Annotated in this window: 18 protein-coding genes and 1 riboswitch; of the genes, 7 read left to right on the top strand and 11 right to left on the bottom strand. The window is 49.5% G+C overall.

Annotation, left to right across the window (positions count from 1 at the left end; genetic code table 11):
* Positions 1-7 precede the first annotated feature (7 nt).
* Complete coding sequence (locus ACWXW9_RS12775; RefSeq protein WP_494929690.1) at positions 8-607, top strand: diguanylate cyclase domain-containing protein; 600 nt, start codon at positions 8-10, stop codon at positions 605-607.
* A gap of 90 nt (positions 608-697) precedes the next feature.
* Here ACWXW9_RS12775 and ACWXW9_RS12770 read toward each other — a convergent pair whose 3' ends face one another.
* Entirely contained in the window at positions 698-1,162 is a 465-nt protein-coding gene (locus ACWXW9_RS12770; protein WP_014279425.1) for a cupin domain-containing protein, read from the bottom strand.
* A gap of 308 nt (positions 1,163-1,470) precedes the next feature.
* Between ACWXW9_RS12770 and ACWXW9_RS12765 the strand changes: the two genes are divergently transcribed.
* From ACWXW9_RS12765 to ACWXW9_RS12750, 4 genes are all read left to right on the top strand, one after another.
* Positions 1,471-2,229 (top strand): amino acid ABC transporter ATP-binding protein, encoded by a 759-nt coding sequence (locus ACWXW9_RS12765; protein WP_049827254.1) that lies wholly within the window; start codon positions 1,471-1,473, stop codon positions 2,227-2,229.
* An 83-nt stretch (positions 2,230-2,312) separates the two neighbouring features.
* Entirely contained in the window at positions 2,313-3,143 is an 831-nt protein-coding gene (locus ACWXW9_RS12760; RefSeq protein WP_494929689.1) for a transporter substrate-binding domain-containing protein, read from the top strand.
* Positions 3,144-3,161: 18 nt separating this feature from the next.
* Positions 3,162-3,821 carry an amino acid ABC transporter permease gene (locus tag ACWXW9_RS12755; protein ID WP_494929688.1) on the top strand — a complete coding sequence of 220 codons (660 nt, stop codon included), beginning with the start codon at positions 3,162-3,164 and terminating at the stop codon, positions 3,819-3,821.
* Between the two features lie 14 nt (positions 3,822-3,835).
* Positions 3,836-4,486: an amino acid ABC transporter permease gene (locus ACWXW9_RS12750; RefSeq protein ID WP_134911481.1), complete on the top strand. Its 651-nt coding sequence runs from the start codon at positions 3,836-3,838 to the stop codon at positions 4,484-4,486.
* A 21-nt stretch (positions 4,487-4,507) separates the two neighbouring features.
* On the opposite strand, the gene ACWXW9_RS12745 is transcribed toward ACWXW9_RS12750, so the two are convergent.
* The 7 genes from ACWXW9_RS12745 to ACWXW9_RS12715 all read right to left on the bottom strand — a co-directional run bounded on the left by ACWXW9_RS12745 (position 4,508) and on the right by ACWXW9_RS12715 (position 13,152).
* A complete protein-coding gene (locus ACWXW9_RS12745; RefSeq protein WP_494929841.1) occupies positions 4,508-5,401 on the bottom strand; it encodes a LysR family transcriptional regulator in 894 nt (297 codons plus the stop codon).
* A gap of 101 nt (positions 5,402-5,502) precedes the next feature.
* Positions 5,503-7,323: an oligopeptide ABC transporter substrate-binding protein gene (opp4A, locus tag ACWXW9_RS12740; protein WP_494929687.1), complete on the bottom strand. Its 1,821-nt coding sequence runs from the start codon at positions 7,321-7,323 to the stop codon at positions 5,503-5,505.
* Between the two features lie 42 nt (positions 7,324-7,365).
* On the bottom strand, positions 7,366-8,265 hold the full coding sequence (locus ACWXW9_RS12735; protein ID WP_494929840.1) for an ABC transporter permease: 900 nt from the start codon (positions 8,263-8,265) through the stop codon (positions 7,366-7,368).
* 39 nt (positions 8,266-8,304) lie between these two features.
* A complete protein-coding gene (gene opp4B, locus ACWXW9_RS12730; RefSeq protein ID WP_494929686.1) occupies positions 8,305-9,273 on the bottom strand; it encodes an oligopeptide ABC transporter permease in 969 nt (322 codons plus the stop codon).
* Between the two features lie 14 nt (positions 9,274-9,287).
* On the bottom strand, positions 9,288-10,214 hold the full coding sequence (locus tag ACWXW9_RS12725; protein ID WP_494929685.1) for an ABC transporter ATP-binding protein: 927 nt from the start codon (positions 10,212-10,214) through the stop codon (positions 9,288-9,290).
* The gene (locus ACWXW9_RS12720; protein ID WP_494929684.1) at positions 10,192-11,223 is read right to left on the bottom strand and encodes an ABC transporter ATP-binding protein; all 1,032 of its coding nucleotides are present in this window, start codon (positions 11,221-11,223) and stop codon (positions 10,192-10,194) included. The genes ACWXW9_RS12725 and ACWXW9_RS12720 overlap by 23 nt, the downstream gene beginning before the upstream one ends.
* Before the next feature lie 324 nt (positions 11,224-11,547).
* A complete protein-coding gene (locus tag ACWXW9_RS12715; protein WP_494929683.1) occupies positions 11,548-13,152 on the bottom strand; it encodes a DUF6359 domain-containing protein in 1,605 nt (534 codons plus the stop codon).
* A gap of 213 nt (positions 13,153-13,365) precedes the next feature.
* Positions 13,366-13,478: riboswitch (glycine riboswitch) on the top strand.
* A gap of 209 nt (positions 13,479-13,687) precedes the next feature.
* Between ACWXW9_RS12715 and sdaAB the strand changes: the two genes are divergently transcribed.
* A complete protein-coding gene (gene sdaAB, locus ACWXW9_RS12710) occupies positions 13,688-14,377 on the top strand; it encodes an L-serine ammonia-lyase, iron-sulfur-dependent subunit beta (protein WP_494929682.1) in 690 nt (229 codons plus the stop codon).
* On the top strand, positions 14,367-15,266 hold the full coding sequence (gene sdaAA / locus ACWXW9_RS12705; protein WP_494929681.1) for an L-serine ammonia-lyase, iron-sulfur-dependent, subunit alpha: 900 nt from the start codon (positions 14,367-14,369) through the stop codon (positions 15,264-15,266). Before sdaAB ends, sdaAA begins: the two co-directional genes overlap by 11 nt.
* A gap of 374 nt (positions 15,267-15,640) precedes the next feature.
* Here sdaAA and ACWXW9_RS12700 read toward each other — a convergent pair whose 3' ends face one another.
* The 3 genes from ACWXW9_RS12700 to ACWXW9_RS12690 form a co-directional block, all read right to left on the bottom strand.
* Positions 15,641-17,977 (bottom strand): Ig-like domain-containing protein, encoded by a 2,337-nt coding sequence (locus tag ACWXW9_RS12700; RefSeq protein ID WP_494929680.1) that lies wholly within the window; start codon positions 17,975-17,977, stop codon positions 15,641-15,643.
* 172 nt (positions 17,978-18,149) lie between these two features.
* Positions 18,150-19,310 carry a serine hydrolase domain-containing protein gene (locus ACWXW9_RS12695; RefSeq protein WP_494929679.1) on the bottom strand — a complete coding sequence of 387 codons (1,161 nt, stop codon included), beginning with the start codon at positions 19,308-19,310 and terminating at the stop codon, positions 18,150-18,152.
* Positions 19,311-19,476: 166 nt separating this feature from the next.
* Positions 19,477-19,938, bottom strand: a complete 462-nt coding sequence (locus ACWXW9_RS12690) for a pyridoxamine 5'-phosphate oxidase family protein (RefSeq protein WP_494929678.1) — start codon at positions 19,936-19,938, stop codon at positions 19,477-19,479.
* Positions 19,939-19,971: the final 33 nt, after the last annotated feature.

Raw genomic sequence — 19,971 nt, 5'->3', positions numbered from 1 at the left:
AAGAACTATGCTAAGGAAACTTGCTTACCAAGACCCTGTAACAGGTTTGTTCAATCGGAATGCGCTCAACCACTTTTGGCAGCAATATAAAGGCAAAGAAAGCACCGCTATTTTATACATTGACCTGGACGGCTTCAAAGCCATTAATGATGCTTATGGGCACAAGGTGGGCGATATGCTGCTACGTGAAGTCAGCCTTCATCTGCTACAAGTCATGAATGCGAACCAAAAGGCTTTTCGAATTGGGGGGGACGAATTTTTACTCATTATAAAAAATTTTGATTCCGACCAGGTAAAAATTTTGGCGCAACTCCTCCTAAGAAAAATCAGCAGCGCCTACAGCATTCATGGACACAGACTATCTGTCACAGGAAGTATTGGCATTAGTTTGAACCCATCCCAGAAGGGGAATTTGCAGACATTGCTCAAAGAGGCGGATATCGCCATGTACCATGCCAAACGAATGGGAAGAAATCGCTATGCCGTGTATTCCAAGATTAACCGGAAACAGAGCAGTTCATACAACACTACACGGATTAAAAACCTCGCAAAAGACATTCGAAAGCGCCATAATATCCATGCCAAAAAACAATCTGCACCTCTATAAGCTAGGAAACAATCAAACCCCGGTTGAGAATATAAATCAGGCGGGCCATTCCTGTTGATTTAAGGAACACACCCGCCAATAAAAACTTCTTTATTCAGTTTTACCCTTTGCAATCAGCTTGAAATCGTCAAAGTGGAATCCCGGAGCAACGACACAGGTTACCAGCACAGGCTCATCCCCAAGCGGACGTGCCGTTTGCCATACTGTGCCTGGCACCAGCGCTTGTGGATGCTGTCCTGCCTCCACATCGGCACCGACGATAATCACCGTTTCTTCACCAGGTTGTTCTCCGCTTCCACCCAATTTCAACTCCACAGGACTCCCGCTATGATACAGCCACAGCTCATCCGAATGCACGACATGCCACTCGGAGAACTCGCCCGGGTGTAGCAAAAAATACGTCGATGAAGCTGCAAAGCGCGGACCGGAATATACATCCGGCAGTACAGGCTTCGGAATTTGAAAATGGGACTTCCACATCTCTTTGTACCAGCCGCCTTCCGGATGGGGCTCCATGCCCAATGCGGTTACCAGCGGTGAAATAGCTTTCGTCATTGCACTAACCTTCCTTTACCCTAAATTCCTTCTCCCCTACTGTAAAACATAGCGTTGCTTTTGTCACGTTTCTCCCTTGAAATGTCGAAGGACGTTATTTCGTGTCAAATTTAATAACATTAAATTGTGTGTTCATGCTCATTCACATGTGAAAATAGCGATTCACTCATGAATAATTACATAAAAAATATATTTCGAGTGAAGTTTTATGACATAAAATCTTGTTTTTTATTGTAAGCTTATAGTATCATGAGAGAAAATTTTGAAATTTTGATAGAGCTTGATCATGCCAGCCAATCTACCAAGCTATGTATCCAAGCCTGAAAGGGGTGAGCCTTCTGATCCAGTTTCGCAACGTCAACAAGCATTTTGGTCACTTCCATGTACTTAAAGACATCAATCTTCAGATTAAGGAGGGCGAGGTCGTCGTGATCATCGGACCCTCCGGCTCGGGTAAAAGCACCCTGCTACGCTGCATCAACCGTTTGGAAACCATATCGGATGGGGAACTGATCGTCAACGAAATACCTGTACATGACAAAAAGATTGATATTAACGCCTTCCGGCGCAATATCGGTATGGTATTCCAGCACTTCAATTTGTATCCCCATAAAAAGGTAATCGAGAACATTGTACTCGCACCCATGAAGGTGCTGGGCATCTCGAAGGAAGAGGCTACTCAAACAGCCATCACCTATTTGAAGCGTGTTGGAATCGAGGAAAAAGCACAGAGCTACCCCGCCCAATTGTCCGGGGGACAGCAGCAACGGGTTGCTATCGCCCGTGGCCTCGCGATGAATCCGAAAATTATGCTGTTTGACGAACCTACCTCCGCTCTGGATCCCGAGACCATTGGGGAGGTACTGGATGTTATGCGTTCGCTCGCCCATCAGGGCATCACCATGGTCATTGTGACTCATGAAATGGGCTTTGCCCGTGAAGTAGCGGATCGCGTCATTTTCATGGACAAAGGACAGATTTTAGAAGACAGTCAGCCTGCCGAGTTTTTTCAGAATCCGGGTGAAGAGCGGGCGCGCCTGTTCCTGAGCCGTCTGATTCATCATTAAACAGACCTTTAAATGGATTCAGGATTTTTGCAAACTCCTCTGGAGTGTAAATTCAGAATGTAAATCGAAAGGGGATTGTTCAAATGAGAAAAAGATATTTATGGAGTGCCCTTATGCTGCTTATGCTGTCCTGTCTACTCGTTTTGGCTGGCTGTGGAGGCAAGCAAGGAACGGCAACGTCGGGGAATGAGGCGGCGGCAGCCAACGGGCTGGAAGCCATCAAGCAGCGTGGCAAGCTGGTTGTTGGGGTGAAATACGACACCAAGCTGTTCGGTCTGAAAGACCCGGCTAGCGGGAAAGTAGAAGGCTTTGATATCGACATTGCCAAGGCGGTAGCCAAACATATTTTTGGAGACGAAACCAAGCTTGAATTGAAGGAAGTCACATCCAAAACACGAATCACCCTGCTGCAAAACGGGGACATCGACGCCATTATCGCAACCATGACCATTTCGGACGAACGTAAAAAGCAGGTCGATTTCAGCGATGTCTACTTTAACGCCGGGCAATCCCTGCTCGTGAAAAAAGGAAGCCCGATTACTGGTCTGGAGTCCCTGACCCCGGCTACCAAGGTACTCGCAGTTAAAGGCTCCACCTCCGCCAAAAATATCCGTGAAAAAGCACCCAAAGCGACTATACTGGAGTTCGAAAACTACCAGGATGCATTCAACGCACTCAAGGCAGGTCAAGGGCAGGCGTTGACCACCGATAACTCTATTTTGCTCGGCATGCAACAGCAAGATCCGAATTACACCCTCGTAGGCGGAAACTTCACTGAGGAACCTTACGGCATTGCGGTGAAGAAGGGACAAACCGAATTGCTGCAAGCCATTAACGATACGCTCAAGGAACTGAAAAGCAACGGTGAATACAATAAGCTCCACGAGCAATGGCTTGGGGTTAAACCCGAATAATGGGGGTGTCATCCGCAGATGCTTACTTTTGATATCAACATACTTTTCGACCATAGCGACCGCTTCATAGAAGGTTTGCTTCATACCGTTCAAGCCAGTGTCATCGCCTTGATTGGAAGCTTTATTCTGGGCGCGATCATCGCTATCCTCCGAATTGCACCCTTTCAATGGCTGAACTGGATTGGCACCGTCTACGTAGAAGTCATTCGTAATATCCCGTTGCTGATCGTTGTGTTGTTCTTTTATCTGGGACTTCCCACTTTGGGTGTTCCCTTGGACGGATTTACATCTGGAACGCTTGGTTTGACCGTGTACACCGCCTCCTTTATTGCAGAAGCGATACGTGCCGGCATCCAGTCCGTTCCGAAGGGACAATTCGAAGCCGCACGCTCCTCCGGGCTGAGCTACAACCAGACGATGATCAGTATTATTTTGCCGCAGGCGATTAAAATTGTACTGCCTGCGATTAGCAACCAATTCATCAATCTGGTCAAAAATTCTTCCGTACTGGCCATAGTAGCCGGACTGGACCTGATGTATTACTCGGATCTGATTAACTCGGATACCTTTATGCCCATCACCGTCTATGCCATTACAGCGTTGTTATACCTTACATTGACGGTTCCGCTCAGCTTTCTTGTTCTGTACATGGAGCGTCGTCTGTCCAAAACATCCTAAGGAGGGAAGCCCGCATGGATTTCAGCGGCTTGTTTGTATGGCCAAATGTGCGTTTTATACTGGAGGGCTTCCTGCTGACGCTGGAAGTCGCCGTGTACTCCATCGTGTTCAGCTTCGCACTCGGTATCGTGTTCGGCATCCTGCGCTATACGCGCTTACCTGTCATTTCGCAGGTGGCGGCCTTTTTGATTGATCTGATTCGCAATCTTCCGTTATTGCTCATTATCTTCTTCATCGGTATGGTCTTACCGTCCATTGGTCTTTCCATTTCACTTAAATGGGCAGCCATTACGGGCCTGTCGATCTTCGAGGGTGCCATGATCGCCGAGATTGTCCGGAGCGGTTTGAACTCCGTTCATAAAGGACAGATCGAAGCTGCACGTTCCTCCGGGCTGAGCTACTCCAGAACGTTATGGCATATCATTTTGCCCCAAGCGCTCCGCCGTATGGTGCCGCCCATCGTCAGCCAGTTCATTTCCCTGCTCAAGGATACTTCTCTCGCGGTCATTATCAGTCTGCCGGAGCTGACGCATAACATTCAGATTGTCGGAGGTCAAAATCAGTCCTTCGTCATTCCTGCTCTACTATTCGCCGCCTTCCTGTACTTCGCCGTTAATTACAGCATGTCGCTGCTTGCACGCAGGCTGGAAGTTCGTACTCATTAGCATTCAACACGCGTAGCATGATCAGGGCTGACGCAAGCCTGAACGTTCTGTCAGCACAGCATGTATTTTTTCAATCAGCCGTTTAATGGCTTCTCCCATGTAACGGTCTGACCGATGAATTAGCTCCAGCCGAATCTCGGGTACTCCCCGTGAAATAGGTACTGCACAAAGGGAAGAACGATCTAGGGATACTGCGAGGGATTGGGTCTGGATAGTCACTGCCAGTCCCTCCTGTACCCAGCACAGGATCGCAGGAATGGAATGGGTCTCCATAGCAGTGGCAAAGGGATACCCGCGATCACAGAAGCATTTTTCAATGTGCCTTCTACCCGGATGATCCCCTGGCTGCATAACCCAAGACATGTGCCTCAACTCGTCCAGCGCAATCGAAGAACGGTTGGCAAACGCATGTCCTGCCGGGACAATAAGACAATAGCTCTCCGTCCGAAGCGGTAGCTGGACGAGCCTTTCATCCATACCTGAGTGCAGCGTAATGCCAAGGTCCATCCGGTTATCCAGCACCTGCTCCAGCAATTCATACGAGGGATGGATGTGCAGACTGATTTTAGGAAACAAACGATGAAAATCCATAAACATCTCTTGCAAGGGTTCCTCCAGCTCCGGCAACGCGATACCGATCCGCAAGCTCCCCCGTTGCTCGGTGCGAAGCTCCTCAATGGAAGCCTTCGCCTGCTGTAAATTCTTGAGTGCATGAGCGCTGTGCCGTAGCAACAGTTTTCCAGCCTCAGTCATTTTGATCTTTTTGCCTGCACGATTAAAGAGAGTCATCCCCAGTTCTTCCTCCAACGCCTTAATTTGCAGACTGAGCGTAGGCTGGGAGATTCCGATCTTTTCAGAAGCTTTCGTAAAATGCAGTTCCTCGCATACGGCTATGAAGTATTGAAGCTGGCGTATTTCCGTCTTCTTTCTCTCCTTTCGAAACTCCGCAGATGGTTAAATTAAAAGGCTAAAAGAAGCACGAGATCGGATCACTCCGGTTCGCGCTTCTTTTTAAATTATTGTGCTGCTTCTGCTTTTTCCGCCGTCAACGTAATATTGGCAAACGTGTCTGCACCATACTCCTTGCCACGGGTAATGTCGTAATTGGCTACCCGGTTATTCAGAGCCTCCAGCGAATAGCGGAATAACGTCGGTACGATTGGAGCTTCCTCACTCATATACGCCTGCCACTGATTATATATATCTTTACGATAATTGTCGTCAAAGGCTTTGACCGACACGCCTTCCTGCAACAGCTTATCATTTTCTTCACTCGTGAAACGCGAATAGTTAAAGCTGGCTCCGCGTCCATACAACCCACCAGGGTCTACATCTGAACCTGTTCCCCATGCCCCGCCAAAAATATCGATGCCGGGATCATCCTTTTGCACACGATCATAGAAGGAATTGAACTCCAGCAGACGACCGTCCACCAGCTCCACATGAAGCCCGACATCCTTCCAGTTTTGCAAATAGAACTTCGCCAGTGATTCGGCTGTCGCATCCCCGCTCATCGCTGCATAATGAAGCACCAACTCCTTACCCTTAGGGTCCTCACGATAGCCATCTCCATTGGTATCCACATATCCTGCCTCGTCCAGCAGCTTTTTCGCTTTGTCCGGGTCGTATGTGATGCCCTTCGCGTTCACGTCATGATATCCCTTAAAGGCAGGCGGAATCAGGGACGTTGCCGGAACCCGAAGCCCGTGATAGAGCTGCTTGCCGACCTGTTCATTATTCAGCGCATAGCCGAGCGCCTGACGCAATGACTTGTTCGCCAGCTTTGCGTTCGGGTCCATAATATTTAGACTCTTGGCCTGATCGAATTTGCCCAGTTTAAAGCCTACATAGCTATAAGACAATTCCTCCTGACCGAGAAACTGTACATTTTTCGGATTGCTGGCTTCATCGTAACGGGTGGTTGGATAGCTGGCCCAGTCAATTTCTCCGCTTTTCAGCGCTTCTGTAATGACATTCGGGTTCACAACCTTCAAATGAAGGCCATCCAGCTTGGGCTCACCGTGAAAATAATCCTTATTTTTGACAAATTCCACAGATTCACCTGTGACCATAGATTTAATTTTGAACGGCCCATAGCCAATCGGATTTTTACGGACAGGATCAGATCCGGCCATATCTTTCACCGGGATGTTCTGGAATACCTTTTTCTCCAGTGGCGTAGACCAGAGTCCCGATTTCACCGAAGGATTAGGCTCCTTGAACTGAATGGTAACCTCTTTCTCATTCAGCACCTTGATGCCGGAAATCGTTTTGGCCTTACCCGCATGATACTCCTCCATGCCCACAATATTGGTCATAAAGCTATCGTAACGCGGACCCTCGTAGTCCTTGTGACCGATGACTTCATAGGAAAAGGCATAGTCCTCCGCCGTTACGGGATTACCGTCTGTCCAGTTCAGCTTGGGATCAATTTTGACAGTCACCGCCTTATTGTCTGCGGAAAAGGAAATCGTCGCCGCTCCTTTATCGTCAATATTCAGATTGGAATCAATCGAAAACAAAGAAGGATAGAAAAATTGGAAGACTTCAAAATCCGGGTTGCCATCATAAAATACAGGATTCAGAATCCCTTCAAAAGGGGTATCGGACACAAGTGCATAATTGATGACGCCGCCCTTAATCGGTGCCTTATCATTCTTGACCGCCTTCGCCAGCGCTGTCGCATTCACCTGCTTGCTGTCTGATCCTGAGCCGCCTGTACCGTCAGACGATTTTCCTCCATTTGAAGCAGAAGGCGCGCCGCTGCACGCGGCCAGAGAAAGCACCAAAATTGCAGATAGAACAGGCAGAATTCCTTTTTTCCAGCGTTTAACCATTGTAAGCCCCTCCTTGTCATTGTCCTTATCATTGAACTTCGATTAACCCAATCGTTGTCTGGCATCCGTGGCACGTTTGAGCGCCTGGCCGATAAAGTTGATCGCCAGCATTAGCACCAAAATAAGTAAAGAAGCAGGCAACCACATCCACCAGCTATTCTGTAATACATCCGGGTCATTGGCGTAGCTCACCAGCGTACCCAAGCTTGGCGTGGATTCTGGCAACCCAAAGCCGAGATAGGAAAGTCCAGTTTCAATCCCGATATTTCCCGCGAGGCTGAGCGTCAGATTGACGATCACAACCGAGCTGAGATTGGGCAGTACGCCAAACCAGATGATTTTCCAATTAGGTGTGCCGAGCGTTTTGGAGGCCTGCACATAGTCCAGCTCCCGCTCCGACAGTACCTTGGCTCGAATCAGGCGTGCTTTTCCAATCCACAAAAAAGCGGTCATGATGAAAATAAAAGATCCTATGCCGCTCTTGGGGACAATACTGACGAATACGATCACCAGCATCAAAAACGGAAGCACCAGAATAAAATCAATGATCCGCATGATGATGTTGTCAACCAAGCCGCCATAAAAACCGGCCAGCAGTCCCAGCGTCAAGCCGATGGCAGCGGATAATAGCGTAATCGTGAAGCCAATCGTGAAGGAATTACGCGCCCCAATGACCAGCTGACCGAAAATATCTCTGCCTGCCCGGTCCGTGCCCAGCCAATGCACCGAGCTTGGAGCCTCACGGATCGCGCCCAAATCCACCGTCGTAACTACATCCTGATTCACAAACAGAACGGATGAATAAATAAAGATCAAAAACAAAACCACAAACGCGATGGATACCAGCGCCGTTTTGTCACGCACCAGCTCGCGGCGCAGTACAGACCAGCTGGATGGTGATTTACGAATGATCTCCGGCGTGAAAACCTCCTCCACCTGTATGGACACCTTACATCCCTCCCCTTCCTCTGAAGTTGTTCGTTATTCGATCCGAATGCGAGGATCGACCTTGCTCAGGATGACATCAGACAAAAGGGTCCCCAATAATGCCAGAAAGCCGGAAATCATCACCAGCGCTGTCACGACTGAAAAATCGCGTTGGGTGATGGACTGGAGAAATAGCTGACCCAGCCCCGGATACCCAAAGATGGATTCAAGGAAAATGTTGCCCGCAATCACTCCCGTCAGGTCATAGCCCAAAAAGGCGGCAATCGGCAGCAGCGAATTTTTGAAAATATGACGGGAATAGATTTTCCCCTCGGGTACCCCTTTGGAACGCGCTGTTTTCACAAAATCCTTTAACCGTGTGTCGATGACCTCATTGCGCAAATACTGAATCGTGGCTGTCGTACTGAGCAATGCTCCTGTAACCGCTGGCAATATAAGATGGTAAGCCTTGTTGATGTAATATGCCGAGGTTCCCGGCTCCACGCCCACATCCACACTGCCGCTGGTCGGAAACCAGCCAAGCCTGAAGCCGAACATGTACAGCAGCAGCAACGCGAGTATAAATAAGGGAGTCGCAAAGCTGAGATAGGTATAGCCCACCACGATTTTATCCAGCGGACTATGCTGATAACGTCCACTAAGTACACCGAGCGGAATCGCGATCAGATACGTCAAAATCAGGATCACCACACCCAAAAAGAACGTGTTTCCCAGACGGCTACCGATCAGATCGGTGACGCCGATTTTATGTACATACGATTTTCCCAAATCCCCATGAGCCAATCGGGCAAGCCAGTTGCCATATTGTACCCACACCGGATCATTCAGCCCTAATTTTTGCCGTTGCTCCTCCAGCGCCGCCGGATTCAAATTGGGTGTCGAGGTTATGAGTCCTGTCAGGGCATCTCCCGGCATGGCCTTCGCCAGAAAAAAGATAAGTATGCTCAAAGCAAACAGCTGAGGGATCATGATCAGCAGCCGACGCAGTGTAAATTTCCACATATTTTGTCCCCCCTTTATGGTAAAGCGACTTGATGGGACGGGCTTACCGCTTTTAGCGCAAACGGCTTGCCGTTCTCGTCCAGATGTTTGGGCAGTTCTGTTTTGTAGGAGGACAACAGCGTTCGCCTTCTTTGAGCATTGTCCAGCCGCTTGGCAGGATCTATATTCGGAATGGTCGCAATGAGCCGTTGGGTATACAAATGCTGCGGATGCTCATAAATATCCTGTTCGCTTCCCTGCTCCACCAGACGCCCCCGGTACATAATCCCGATTTGGTCGCACATATGGCGGATAATACCGAGGTCGTGGCTGATGAACAAATACGTCAAATTAAATTCCCGCTGCACATCCTTCATAAAATTAAGCACCTGTGCCTGAACGGACACATCCAGCGCTGATACCGGCTCATCGGCAATGATCAGCTTTGGATTCAACGTGAGCGCACGTGCAATGCCGATCCGCTGCCGCTGTCCCCCGGAAAATTCATGTGGATATTTGTAGGCCGCATCGGCGTTCAAGCCGACCTTTTCCAGCAGCGTCTGAACTTTTCGGCGTTCCTCCTCACTACTCAGCCTTTCGAAATTCCGCAACGGCTCAGCGATGACATCCAGCACACGCTTACGCGGATTGAGCGAGGAATACGGGTCCTGAAAGATCATCTGAATGTCTCTCCGCAGCGGATGGAGGTTGTTACGGCTCAGGGCCGCAAGGTCCTTTCCTTTAAAAAGAATCTGTCCACTCGTCAGCTTATTTAGACCGATGATCGTCCTTCCTGTAGTCGTTTTTCCGCAGCCGGATTCTCCAACCAGCCCGTACGTCTGACCCGCCTCAATGCTGATGGACACACCATCCACCGCTTTTACCTGATCGACCACACGCTGGAAGAAACCACCGCGCACCGGATAATGGACTCTCAGATCATTTAGCTCCAGCAGTGCCATGAGCAGCTTCCCCCTTTGCCTCGTCTTCAAAATGAAAATGCTGATAACATGTACAGCGGACCCAATGCCCGGGAGAAACCTCACTTAAAAGGGGATGATCCTCATGCGTTTCATGCTGAATCCAGGGGATACGTGGAGCAAAGCGGCAGCTATTGCGGGGAATATCCTGCAAGGAAGGGACGATTCCTCCGATGACGTGCAACGGTTCTCCCTTGGTATGCGATCCCGGCATGGATGCGAGCAAAGAACGCGTATACGGATGCTGGGGCTGTCGGAACAATTCAAAAACATTGGCGCTTTCCACGATTTCTCCGGCATACATGACCACCACGCGGTCCGCCACCTCTGCTACAACGCCAAGATCGTGCGTAATCAGGATAATGCCGCTTCCAGTCTCCTGTTGAAGCTGCTTGAGCAAGTCGAGAATTTGAGATTGAATGGTTACATCAAGCGCTGTAGTCGGCTCGTCTGCAATAATGAGGGAAGGACGACAAGCGATGGCAATCGCAATCATCACACGCTGCCGCATCCCCCCTGACAGCTCATGCGGATACTGGTCGTATACACGTACGGGATTCGGAATATCCACACTCTCCAGCAATTCCAGCACACGTGCCTTTTTCTGCTTCGTAGAGAGGGTCGTATGATAATCGAGGTTTTCCTCAATTTGCTTACCAATGCTCATTAGCGGATTCAGTGCTGTCAGCGGGTCCTGAAAAATCATGCCGATGCCTGCTCCGCGGATTTTGTTCATTTGCCCTGTGGAGAGACGATTCAGATCCGTGCCTTTAAAAAGAATCTGTCCCTCCACGCGGGTACGCTCCAGATCATGCAGTTGTGCTATCGAAAGCGCCAGCGCGCTTTTGCCGCAGCCGGATTCCCCGACCACAGCCAGCACCTCATTGGGGTTGACCGTCAGATCGAGATGGTCAACTGCGGGGTAATATTGATCCTTAATGCGAAAAGATACCGTTAACCCTTTGATCTCCAACACCGGCTCGATACTCAATGTGTGTGCTTCCTCCGTTCTCCATGGCCTTGTCCTGCTTATGCACGCCACGCTTGATGTTAAACCTCTCATCAACATTACATACCGATTTAGTCGGAATAATTTGAATTCATCCTATCACCAGTATATGGATATATCAATTAAGATTAGACTATCATGATCATTTAAAAAACCAATGATTCAGCAGCAGCGCGACCTTTCTGGCACAAAATGTAATGAAATAACCAACCACAGGTTAATTTTCAGCGCAAAAAAAGCCGCCTGACCCCCTTAAAGGGATCAAGCGACTGGCTGGTCCAGCTCAAATTGTACTCTCTTCGTTAGTTACGAAGCCGCTCCATAGGAGCCGGATTTGAACGTTCTTGGATCGTACCATTTGTAGCCCGCTGCCGGAGCAGCCCAAGGCTCAGGCTGCGGTTCCGTGGAAGCCGCAGGCTCCTCAAACGGTAGTAGCTGTGTTGGCTGGTCCAGCGTCAGGCCCGCCACATCGGACAGCTTCGTATAGTCCTGCTTCCATGCGAGCCATTGGACCGTCTGTACCAGGAAGGTGGAATCGTCCACTTCCTTGAATCCATCGTACGTCTTCTTCGACTGTCCGTTTTCCTCACGTACATATTTCGGCGTGGCATCCTCAACTGGCGAAGAATCTCCGATAAACGCTGCCTTGCCCTGACCTACCTTGGCTACAGCAGCATAAGGTCCTTCAGCACGACCCCCGCCGTTATAGACACCCTGGTCCACGGCATTGCCCCATTTTTTCGTGCCTGTAGGGATATAAGCGATTCCTTTCGCCTTGGTCGGGTCAATAATCGCCAGTGTAGAACCAGCATGCATTGCAATCGAACGTACACCCTTCGTAATGCCAAAGGATTGATCTGCCGCTACGATATCCGTAGCGTTCACGTCACCAAGTGCATTGTAGCGGAAACGAACGCCAAAGTTCGTCGCCAGCCAGTCGGAACTGGTTAATCCCTGCATAGCTGGTGATGCAGCTTCTTCTGTAGTCATGCCTTTGGCCGGATTGGAATAGGCTCCACGGCGGTAGCCGTTCATAACCTCGGAGGAATCCCAACGGTTTTTGTTCCGGTCAGCGTTATAGTGGTCAGAAATGAAGAAGACGCTGCCTCCATTCTTCACATATTGCACCAGTGCGGCCTGCTCGGATGCCTTAAAGGCAACATTGGCTTCACCAATGATGAACACATCGTATGGACGCAGCTTGTCGTACGTTATAGCCTGCTCTCCATAGGTAAAAGGAATGGAACGGTCCAACTGGTCCACGGTAAAACCTGCATTACGCAGTCCGCCCGCAAAATCGGAAAAGGCTCCATCAATAACCCAATCTGCTGCTCCGGCTGTCTGTGCGTGCGTATTATCGAACAGCACTTTTTTGCCTTTTCCATCCGGTAATGTCGTACCGGGTTGACCCGGGGTACCAGGATCAGGTTCGCCCGGATCACCAGGATTTCCAGGCTCGCTTCCGCTTACCAGCTCCACAGCGCTTGGGCTTTTCACGCCGCCAAAATTGTTATAGGCACCGAGCGTACCCGTCACGCGAATTTTACTGCCGATCAGCTCAGGATGGCCTGACAGCCCGAATGGTCCTCTATACGCGGATGTCAGTTGTACATTTAACAGATTAGACGTATTGCGTTCACTCGCCTGATCCGCAATCAGTACGTTAAAATCGTTTGCAAACGGGGCAGAGAAATTAGCTGTTTTCGATCCGGTGGCATGTCCGACGACGTAGCCTTCTACCGTCACCGTACCTCCGCTGCTTTGACGCTGAAGCGCTTCCGCTACCGTCAACGAGCCCTCTGCCTTGACCTGGCCGAATGGAACGAAGAGTCCTACCAGCAGTGATACGATTGCCGCCAGATGCAGCATTCCTTTTAAGCGTGAACCTGTGAACCGGAAACCTTTTACCATACGTAAATGTCCCTCCCATTATTCCATAAATTAGCTTGTCCTCTATCAGATTAGCTATTAACCTTCTAATTCCTTCCTGTTTTCATCCATAATTATGTAAAATTTAATCTTTTTTATTGAGAAGGTACCTGATTCTGTAAAATTCCAACCTGTGATTGACACTGGGCATGGCATACATTACGCTTAGGAGGAATTGTTGAACGGTATACGCGAATGAAGATGACGGGAGAGCCTGTCCGGGAATCACATCCGGCAGCACCGAAGGAGCAAGACGTCAGCACCCGGCTGGCGGATAATCTCTCAGGTCCATGTATCGTCATCTGACGCAACTCTGGAGAGAGCGCAAGCCACCCAAGGGGTAAGGCGGTATACACCGCACGAAACTCTCAGGTAACGAGGACAGAGATAAGGGAAATTTCCTTATCCTGTCCTTTTTTGTGCTTACATGCTGCGTCAGCATTAGAAACCGTCACACCCGTGCAAAAGCGCGGCAGCACCATATACTATGGTATTCAAACATACAGGGGGCCACACCATGCGTTTCAAAGATGTATTTTCCATTATCGGTCCGGCTATGACCGGACCCTCCAGCTCACATACCGCTGGCGCGGTGCGGCTCGCACGTGTTGCCAGGCACTGGCTCGGTGCGCAACCTGACCGTGCCCGCCTGACGCTGTACGGCTCATTTGCCGATACGTACAAGGGACACGGCACAGACCTGGCACTCATTGCCGGACTGCTGAATTACGATACAGACGACTACCGGATTCCGGATGCGGAGCAATGTGCAGAGCAGGCCGGGATGGAAGTAGAGTTCGCTGTCAGCGGACTGCCCGCCCCCCATCCGAACACGGTCCGCTTCGAGCTATGGAAAGGTGAAGACCAGCGCACGCTGCTAGGCTCCTCCATCGGCGGCGGAAACATTCATGTCCAGCAGCTTAACGAGTTCCGGGTCAATCTGACTGGAGAGCTGCCTACGCTGGTGCTTCTTCACTCGGATAAGCCCGGAACATTGGGCGCGGTGACTTCGGCGCTGGGTGCGGCTGACATTAACATTGCCTACATGCACGTGGATCGCAAAGGCCGGGATGGCGAAGCGCTCACTGCTATTGAAACCGATAGCCCCGCTTCTGCTGAATTAATTGCCGAACTGCGGGCTTTGCCTCATATGTATGAAATCAAAATGATTAATTTGAAAAAAGGAGCTGAATCCGATGCGGTTTAGCCATCTGCATGAATTAGGTGCCTTGTGCGCCGAGGAATCCACTACGATTGGTCGCCTGATGATCAAGGAACAGGTACAAGAGACGAACACACCGGAGGAAGAAATCTTCCGCCAAATGTCTGATTATTATAAAGTCATGAAGGAAGCCGTTCATCGCGGGCAAACACAGGACACTGTATCCCGCAGCGGATTGACGGGCGGCGACGGCAAACGCCTGGCGGAATATTTGCGTGCAGGGGAAACCTGCTCTGGCGATGCCTCGGCACTCGCCATGGCGTACGCCCTCTCCGTGTCGGAGGTCAATGCGTCCATGGGTCGCATTGTTGCCACGCCTACCGCGGGTTCATGCGGGGTCATCCCCGGCGTGTTCATCAGCGCGCAGGAGCGGTTCGGCTGGGATGACGAGCATATGGTGCGCGGACTGTTCGCCGCTGGGGCGATTGGCTACGTCATCGCCAACAATTCCTTCATCTCCGGTGCGGAGGGAGGCTGTCAGGCCGAGATTGGCTCAGCCATCGGGATGGCCGCAGGCGCTATGGTCGAGCTGCGCGGCGGTACGCCAGAGCAGGCCATTCATGCAGTGGGCCTCGCGCTCAAGAACACGCTCGGCCTGATTTGCGACCCCGTCGCCGGGCTCGTGGAGATTCCGTGCATCGTGCGCAACGGGCTGGGAGCCGTGACCGCGCTTGCCGCTGCGGATATGGCTCTGGCGGGTGTGCGCAGCGCCATCCCGTCTGACGAAGTCATCGACGTGATGCTCGAAGTCGGCAGCGCGATGCCATCCAAGCACCGCGAAACCGCCAAAGGCGGCCTGGCCCAAACGCCGACCGGCAAGCGTCTGACGGAGTCGCTTACGCGCAACATACCAGCCAAGAAGGATAAGTCATAGCTTCTAAGCGGTAAACCTCCTCCCGCATGTAGATCGGGAGAGAAGCTGCCGTCTGGCCAGCCACATGAAGGTGAAAAGGTTGCTCGACACTTCCATTTTATCAAAGAACGGTTTTTTTATGATTTTAGAAGGATTACAGAAGCTTTTTTCGCTTAAAGCAGCGGAGAGGACGGAACGATTGTGGAAAAGCGGAAGCGGTCGCCTTTGTGCCCGGATTTTCACCGCTAAGGGGAATAGAAAAAATCTGGTCACAACAGCGATTGGAACAACGGTCCGTTCGCGAAGCGTCCATCTGAGTGCCAACGAATATCCTTCTCTAAAGCAAAGGAGCGCCCCATTGCCATTTCCATGGCTTTTGGGACACCCCTTTTTTCTTACTGAACGTTCACCTGTACCTTCGTCGTTTTACCTGCATATTTCACCGTAATGACAGCTTTACCTTTACCCTGTGCCTTAATGCTGCCGTCTTTAACTGTAGCAACAATAATTCGGGATGAGGACCAGACAGCCGGCTTGGATACATCCTTCTCCGACTCATCCTTATACGTAGCTGTAGCCGTAACTTTAGCTACCTGTCCTACTTTCAAATTCAGCGAGACTTCGTCAGTTTGCAAATATTTAAGCGTATCGACATCCACCGGTACGGTGATATATTTCCCGCCGAACTTCGCTTGAATATTGGTTTTACCGTAGCTTACTGCGGTAACCTGGCCCTTTTTGACCGTAGCTACCTTATAATTGAGCGTTTTCCATTCAGCTTGGGCCGTAACGTCTTTTTCTTTGCCATCACTGGATTTGACCACAATTGCGATGGTTTTTTGATCTCCGGATTTAAGCGATAACGCGATAGCATCCGCCTCAATATGTTGCGCCACATCCACTTCTACTGTAAATGTAATGCTTTGCTTGCCATAAGAAGCTGTAACAGTAGCCTTACCACTGCCATTCGCTTTGATCAAGCCCTCGCTAACCTCGACCACTTTCACATTGCTGGTAGTCCAGGTGGCATCCTTGGTTACATCTGTTTTTGTACCGCCACTCTTGACGCCTGTTACTTTCAACTGCTTCGTTTCCTGGGCACCAAGCGCAATCACGCGTGTGTCTGTTTCCAAACGGTCTACGAGACCGACTTGTACATTAATGGTCAGCTTTTTGCCATTATAAGTGGCTGTAACAACCGCCTTCCCCGCTGCTTTACCTGTAATTGTACCTTTGGATACCGAAGCAACATCTTCCGCACTTGAAGTCCATTCTGCATCCTGTGTAACATCTTCCTTACGACCATCTGCATAGGTAGCAGTCAGAGTCGCAACATAGTCCTCATTAATATCAATCGTTGCCGTTTTGGAGGACAATGCCAGATCACCAGGCACATTCACAGATACCGTCGCTGTGACTGTTTTGCCGCCATAAGAAGCAGTGATCGTAGCCTCACCTGTTTTATAGCCCGTTACCTCACCCTTACTGACAAAAGCAATATCTTCATTGCTGGATTTCCATTCTGCCTTATCCGTGATATCTTCTTCCGTACCTGTTACGTACGTCGCGGTTAGCTTGAGCTTCTTGGATTCCTTGGCATTCAGGCTCAGCTTGTCCTCGCTCAAATCCAGATATCTGGACGTTTCCACGTCTGCCTTAATCGAAACCGTCTTATCGCCATACTTCGCGGTCACCGTAGCCGAACCCGCTCCAATCGCCATAATCGTTCCTTTGGTCACCGTCGCAATTTTTTCGTCGCTTGTGGACCATGTGGCTTTATCCGTGACATCCGTTACCGTTCCATCCGGGTACACCGCAGAAACCTGTACTTTTTTGGATTCATCCAAACGGAGAAAAATATTGGATTCGCTGGCTTTCAGCTTATTCGTTTGATCCACATCCACCGAAATGGTAGCAGACATCGTACCGTATTTACCAGTAATCGTCGCTTTACCCGCGCTGTAGCCCGTAATCGTGCCTTTCAGCACATCCGCCACGGCTGCATTGCTTGAGCTCCAATCGGCGGACTCTGTAACATCCTGCACCGTTCCATCGGGGAAGGTCGCCGTCAGTTTAACCTTCTCGGTATCCTTCAACAAAAGGGAAACTTCTGATGAACTGACATCCAGACGTTTAACCTGTTCTACCTGTACAGCAATCGTTACGTTCTGTTGACCGTATACGGCTTTAATATTGGCTGTACCTGCTCCCTGAGCGGTCACCAATCCGTTAACAACGGTTGCTACCTTTTGATTATCCGAAGTCCAAGTCGCATCACCCGATACCTGAGCTGTCGTGTTATCACTGTAAGTCGCTGTCAGATCGACCTGTCCTGTACCGCTTGAACGCAAGCTCAGGCTTTGGACACTGGATGTCAGTGCCTTAACCTTTTTCGTTACATGCACCTGAACCGATTGTATCTTATCTTTATAGGTCGCAACCACAGTTGCTTCCCCTTCGCCCTTACCTGAAACCGTACCGTTATATACCGTAGCAATAGCAGTATTATCACTTTTCCAATCCGTGCTTACAGTTACATTTGAAGTCGTCCCATCGGCATAAATAGCCGTAGCCGTCAACGCAGCCATATCTCCCTGCTGCACAGTTACCTCGTTAGAGGAAAGGACAATCTTGGAAAGCACCGGATCAGCTGCGGATGCAAACCCTGCGTATGATGTAAAACTTGAGATCAGGATGACCAACGCCAAGAAACCGGACCATCTATTCTTCAAAATCTAATTCCCTCCCATTTCGAAACTTAAAATTAAGGATTTCGCAAAATCCTTATACCTACTTTTTATGTCGACATGTGGAAAAGAATAGTTTAGGCTTTAAAGGAAATTTGGTCCTTATTAACTAGAATCGGTACTGACAAGGATTAAGCCGTTACATATAACCTCACTTTTACAAACAGCTGTAAGCTGCTGCACGAAGCCTCAAATGATGGTATTCTTCCATATTCGGGAATAGCTGATGCATATAAACGACCGAGAACTGCTCGCTTGGATCTATAGAAACCCAAGTACCTGCTACTCCCGACCAGCCAAATTCTCCAATAGAGCTGTTTGCATGCCCAGCCGCTTTATCAATTAACGTGCGCACGCCCAGTCCGTAACCATAACCTGTATGATATGAATTCGTAAAATCGGATAATTGGGCTGTATTCAGATGATTAGTGCGCATTAAATCAATTGTTTTTCTCCCTAATAGCCTCACACCGTCCATCGCACCGCCATTTGATAGCATTTGTGAAAATGTGAGGTACTCTTTAACTGTCGAATACAAACCTGCCCCTCCACTTTCATATACAGCGTCTGGCTGATGATGCTCATCCAAGAAGCCCTCAATTTTTTCAAGCTCACCGGTGTCTGTCCGTTGGTAAAAAGAGGCCATACGCGATTCAATATCTCCACGATAACGGTAGCCTATATTCTTCATTCCAAGCGGATCAAAAATCTCATCCTTTAGGAATTGTCCTAATGGTTTTCCTGAAATGACTTCAATAAGACCTGCAACAAGATCATGTCCATATCCGTATAACCATCGTGTTCCCGGTTCAAAGGCAAGCGGAACTTCAGAAAGCGCTTTAATCTCTGCGCGCAGATCATATTTCCCCTGCTTTTCCCTTAATGCTGTAATGACCTTTTGCATAGCTTTTCCTGTATCTGAATACTCGGAAGCGTAAGGAAGCCCCGCACTCATATTGAATATATGCTTAATTAAAATGGGGTTTTCCGCCTTATCCATGTAGGTGTGTCCGTTAGGAGCGGTTTTAAATACATGCGAATTACGATATTCAGGTAAATATTCATACAAAGGCTCATTCAACAAAAATTGTCCGCGTTCGTACAGCATAAGTGCTGCCGCACATACAATAACCTTTGTCATGGAAAACAAGCGATACACAGTATCTTCAGTGATTGGTTTTCGAGCTTCCAGATCAGCATATCCGTGATACCCTTCATACAACACTTGGCCATTTTGTGCAATGGCACAACCACAACCTGCTGGCCCATTCGCTACGAATTGTTGCAGTAACTGATCTACCTTTTCAAAACGAGACATATTCATTCCTCCTGTTTTTGCTCTCAAAAGAAACAAGCTTTCCCTCGCTCTCCAATTTCCTGTACCAACAAGCCCAACCTGAATTACTTGTAAGCGCTTATCCCCCACATTTATTTTAACGGTAAACCCAGTAAATACAAAGATTATTTGTCATAACCAAATGGCTTTACATTAACAGCTCGGCCACCGTTTCTTTCCAGCGATGGATCACCGATTCCGGCTCCTTGAGACGAACCGTGACACCTGTCAAGATATCCGCATATTGAGCAGAATCCTCTCTGGCTGCAAAAATCCGTGCCGCAAAACGCTCGCGTACATGCTTGGCCCCGGGCAAAGCCGGCAGGTGTTCCAGCGACAATCGGACATAATGCGCCTTCCCGCCGATGAACACCGCGAGCGTCGCCTTTCCGGTACGAATCATGTTGCCCGTCGTAGTCGTGCCTGGCCACAGTGCCAGACGCAGATTTCCCTCATCCAGCGCTACAACCTCGCCCACGCTAACCATTGCAATATGCGGCCACTGGTCCTCCGTGACCGTCAGCAGCATCATCGCTTCATGCTGCTTTTTTTCCAACCCCTTGCCATCCAGCAGCGAGAACAGCTCCTTACCGATCCTTGGTGTCTGCATGAAGTATAATCCCCTTTACATTTGGCCTATATC

Source organism: Paenibacillus sp. LT-B23, assembly GCF_059417685.1.
The sequence above is the reverse complement of the archived record's forward strand: the minus strand, read 5'-3'. Positions and strand labels throughout refer to the sequence as shown.

Coding starts and splice junctions, on each gene's coding strand:
- ACWXW9_RS12760 (WP_494929689.1), top strand. CDS start 2,313: ATGAGAAAAAGATATTTATGGAGTGCCCTTATGCTGCTTATGCTGTCC.
- ACWXW9_RS12755 (WP_494929688.1), top strand. CDS start 3,162: ATGCTTACTTTTGATATCAACATACTTTTCGACCATAGCGACCGCTTC.
- sdaAA (WP_494929681.1), top strand. CDS start 14,367: ATGCGGTTTAGCCATCTGCATGAATTAGGTGCCTTGTGCGCCGAGGAA.
- ACWXW9_RS12770 (WP_014279425.1), bottom strand. CDS start 1,162: ATGACGAAAGCTATTTCACCGCTGGTAACCGCATTGGGCATGGAGCCC.
- ACWXW9_RS12695 (WP_494929679.1), bottom strand. CDS start 19,310: ATGTCTCGTTTTGAAAAGGTAGATCAGTTACTGCAACAATTCGTAGCG.
- ACWXW9_RS12715 (WP_494929683.1), bottom strand. CDS start 13,152: ATGGTAAAAGGTTTCCGGTTCACAGGTTCACGCTTAAAAGGAATGCTG.
- sdaAB (WP_494929682.1), top strand. CDS start 13,688: ATGCGTTTCAAAGATGTATTTTCCATTATCGGTCCGGCTATGACCGGA.
- ACWXW9_RS12690 (WP_494929678.1), bottom strand. CDS start 19,938: ATGCAGACACCAAGGATCGGTAAGGAGCTGTTCTCGCTGCTGGATGGC.
- ACWXW9_RS12750 (WP_134911481.1), top strand. CDS start 3,836: ATGGATTTCAGCGGCTTGTTTGTATGGCCAAATGTGCGTTTTATACTG.
- ACWXW9_RS12765 (WP_049827254.1), top strand. CDS start 1,471: ATGTATCCAAGCCTGAAAGGGGTGAGCCTTCTGATCCAGTTTCGCAAC.
- opp4A (WP_494929687.1), bottom strand. CDS start 7,323: ATGGTTAAACGCTGGAAAAAAGGAATTCTGCCTGTTCTATCTGCAATT.
- ACWXW9_RS12775 (WP_494929690.1), top strand. CDS start 8: ATGCTAAGGAAACTTGCTTACCAAGACCCTGTAACAGGTTTGTTCAAT.
- ACWXW9_RS12725 (WP_494929685.1), bottom strand. CDS start 10,214: ATGGCACTGCTGGAGCTAAATGATCTGAGAGTCCATTATCCGGTGCGC.
- opp4B (WP_494929686.1), bottom strand. CDS start 9,273: ATGTGGAAATTTACACTGCGTCGGCTGCTGATCATGATCCCTCAGCTG.